Origin of the sequence: Actinocrinis sp., from assembly GCF_035653575.1 — a bacterium.
In the GTDB taxonomy this organism is placed as follows: domain Bacteria; phylum Actinomycetota; class Actinomycetes; order Streptomycetales; family Catenulisporaceae; genus Actinocrinis.
In genome coordinates this window covers 1-2,592 of sequence record NZ_DASRBQ010000153.1, presented here as the reverse complement: position 1 = coordinate 2,592, position 2,592 = coordinate 1, and the positions used below count along the sequence as shown (strand labels likewise).

Annotated in this window: 3 protein-coding genes; 1 reads left to right on the top strand and 2 read right to left on the bottom strand. The window is 67.9% G+C overall.

The features are described 5' to 3' along the window. Window positions 1-430 precede the first annotated feature (430 nt). Window positions 431-1,222 carry a hypothetical protein gene (locus tag VFA06_RS20610; RefSeq protein ID WP_324842290.1) on the bottom strand — a complete coding sequence of 264 codons (792 nt, stop codon included), beginning with the start codon at window positions 1,220-1,222 and terminating at the stop codon, window positions 431-433. Between the two features lie 271 nt (window positions 1,223-1,493). Here VFA06_RS20610 and VFA06_RS20605 point away from each other — a divergent pair, with 271 nt between their 5' ends. Continuing rightward, entirely contained in the window at window positions 1,494-1,928 is a 435-nt protein-coding gene (locus VFA06_RS20605; RefSeq protein ID WP_324842289.1) for a hypothetical protein, read from the top strand. 51 nt (window positions 1,929-1,979) lie between these two features. Here VFA06_RS20605 and VFA06_RS20600 read toward each other — a convergent pair. Continuing rightward, window positions 1,980-2,592, bottom strand: a 613-nt coding sequence (locus VFA06_RS20600; protein ID WP_324842288.1) for a VIT family protein, incomplete at its 5' end; no start/stop codon positions are given.

Sequence of the window (2,592 nt, the reverse complement as noted above, 5' to 3'; positions counted from 1 at the left end):
CGGTGAGACGCACCCGAACACTGTGGCACTGAGCGAGTGGCGGCGTATCGACAGAGAGCTGGATCCGATGCCGGGCTGAGCGCTCGAGAGTGCCGTTGTTCGGTCAAGCTGCGGTCTGATTCCGCTGGTCAGAGCGCGGCGAGCAGGCTTCCGGTGCAGTCGGTAGACGGCGAAATGGATCGATGCGGACTCAGGCCGGTGTGGACTGAGCTGGCCAAACTCTTATAGATCCGGCCCCTTGTCGGGCGGGTTGGCGGCGTGGATCACTGCGGCAGATCAGATAACCAAAGATCTCATCAAAGTCTCAAAACCCAGGAGGCTCCAACTGGTTCGGTCGGTTCTCAGGCATCGGCTCACGTTGCCTAACGCATGGCCGTAGCCGACCACAAGGACCTTACTGGGCCATGACCCAGGCGTACAGAAATCTGACTCAGAGTTGATATCCATCGACGCATTGTACGAGTGCTGGCAAAGTTGCTGGCGTCCGCGGAGCACGTGTCTGATGAGTGCCGGAGAGCAGGCCGCAACCGGGTATCGCGGTCTGCTCGCGGGCGGTGGCGTGCTGCGGCGCGGGCGCCGCGTCGACGGTGATCGGGCATCCGGAGCGGTAGTCGACCGCAACCCTGGCGCCGAGCGGATCGCGAAGGCGCGCCGTGACTTCGCGCTGCTGCCCGTACAGCAGTCGATCACCTTCGAGGAGCTCGTGCGGGACCGGGATGACGGTCACGGCAGCCGGGGATTCCAACACGACGGCGCGCGGATAGTCGGTGTATTGCGGCGGGCTGCCGAGAAACTCAAGGATCATGGTGCGCTCGTCCGCGCCGAGCCTGGCGCGCATGTCGGTTCCGGTGATCCCGTCGATGCCCTCCGGTCCCGCCGCGTCGCGGGCGATCTCGGGATCGAGAACCGAGACTGGGCCGTCCACACCGTCGATGCGCACGCGCCACGCGGGCAGCTGGCGCGGGCCTCGATCGGTGTCGAAGGTCGCGCTCACCCTCTCGGCGCCGGTAATTCGAAGAGCGTGGCCGTGAAGCTTCCCGTGATGCCGCGCCAATGCGCGTAACACCTCATCCGGAACGTCCGCGGCGGCTGCGAACTCGCCCGCAAGGAACGCTTGCTTCGCATCGTTGGAAGCAAACCCCGCGCCAACCAGGACCGTCTCACCGGTCAGCACCAGCCTGCGGGGATCGGCATCCACGGGATAGTCGCGCCAGTGCTCCAACGCCCTGCGAGCGCGTTCGAGCTCTTCATCGACATCCGACATGCAATGAGCCTAGCGAGGCCGCGCCTCAGGGACAGCTCAGCTGCGTAAGATCTCGCTGAGGCGGTCGCCTCTCCGAATGTGGGGACGTGCGGAGGCTCCGAAGCACTCGGATGTGTGGGTGATGTGCTCGACAGCGAATCAGGCTTCATGTACCTGCGGGCGCGCTACTTCGATCTCGGTCGCGCCGTCCGCCCGATGGTTCGTCGCGCTCGTCGGCATGGCGGCAGCCGTGTTCCTGCCGCCGCCGATCTTCGCGAGCATGACCGCCGCTGATCGCTCGATGTTCATCGGCCTGACGGCGGTGTTCGCGTTGACGGCGCTCGCGGCGTCGCGCAACCGGCTGACGGTCCACGGCGCGGAGCTCAGCCAACGCGTCGTCCTGCGGTCAAGGTATTTCCGCCTGGACCGCCTGGCGGGTGTACGCGTGTTCCGGGCGGCGGGACGCTACAACCATCCGTGGCAGATGACGCTGACCGACTCCGCGGGCGGGCAGATGCACCTGCGCCTCAACGGATACGCGGTCGAGGACCGCAAGCAGCTGATGGCTGCGCTGGCGCCGTTCGTCCGCTGTCCCGGGGTGCAGCTCGAAGGCCGGGTCGACGAGGCACTGGCCGGCGGGCTGTGGTTCCCCCACCTCCGGCGCGTGCCGGAGGATGACTCATAGTCCTGACACACTCCGCGTCGCTAGGCGCGGAGCGCGTCCCCGGCCTTCTCGTCAGGCACCGCCGCCTGTGCCAATGGCCATGCCGATGCCGTAGGTGACGGCCATCGCGAGGGCGCCGCCGATCACATTGCGGGCGATGGCGGGGCCGGGACGCGCTTTGCCGAGGCGCGCGCCGGCGTAGCCGGTGACGATCAGGCAGGCGGCGACGACCAGCGCGGTGACTGGGACGCGCACGGAGGTCGGCAGCAGAATGGCCAGCAGCGGGAACAGGGCGCCGGCGGTGAAGGCGAGGAAGCTGGCCGCGGCGGCGTGCCAGGGGTTGGTCAGGGCGTCAGGGTTGATGCCGAGTTCTGCTTCGGCGTGTGCGGCGAAGGCGTCGCGGGCGGTCAACTGCTCGGCGACCTGGGCGGCGAGGTCGTGACTAAGACCCTTGGCTTGGTAGAGCCCGGTGAGCTCGGCGAGCTCTGCCTCCGGGCTTTCGGCCAGTTCCCGGCGTTCCAGGTGCAGCAGTGCGCGCTCGCTGTCGCGTTGGCTGCTGACCGAGACGTACTCGCCGGCGGCCATCGCGAGGGCTCCGGCGAACAGGCCTGCGACGCCGACGGTCAGGATCGTGGTGCGCGCGGTGGTGGCCCCGGCGATGCCCACGGCCAGGCCGGCGAGGGAG